Origin of the sequence: Arthrobacter alkaliphilus, from assembly GCF_021483235.1 — a bacterium.
GTDB lineage: Bacteria > Actinomycetota > Actinomycetes > Actinomycetales > Micrococcaceae > Arthrobacter > Arthrobacter alkaliphilus.
Genome location: NZ_JAKEEC010000073.1, coordinates 1 through 376, shown reverse-complemented (window position 1 = coordinate 376; position 376 = coordinate 1). Strand labels below are relative to the sequence as shown.

Annotated in this window: 1 protein-coding gene; it reads left to right on the top strand. The window is 62.2% G+C overall.

Annotated features, from left to right (window positions below):
* Window positions 1–14: 14 nt before the first annotated feature.
* On the top strand, window positions 15–376 hold a 362-nt coding region (locus tag L0B83_RS19640; protein ID WP_504745250.1), incomplete at its 3' end, for a pyruvate dehydrogenase E1 component-related protein.

Genomic DNA, 376 nt, shown 5'->3' with positions numbered 1-376 from the left:
AAGAGAGGTTGGACGTGGCTGCAGGAGAAGAGACCTCACACATCCTTAGCGGGTTGACTTCCCAGCTGCCTGATCGTGATCCGGAAGAGACTGCCGAGTGGGTTGAGTCTTTGGATGCGTTGATCAGGGAGCAGGGCACGGAGCGGGCGCAGTTCATTATGCGCAGTTTGCTTCAGCGGGCGGGGTCCCAGTCGGTGGGGGTGCCGATGGTGACGACGACCGATTATGTGAACACGATCCCGGTGGACCAGGAAGCGCCGTTCCCGGGCAATGAGGAGTTCGAGCGCCGGTACCGGGCGTATATGCGCTGGAACGCGGCTGTGATGGTGCACCGTGCGCAGCGGCCCGATATCGGGGTGGGCGGGCATATCTCGAC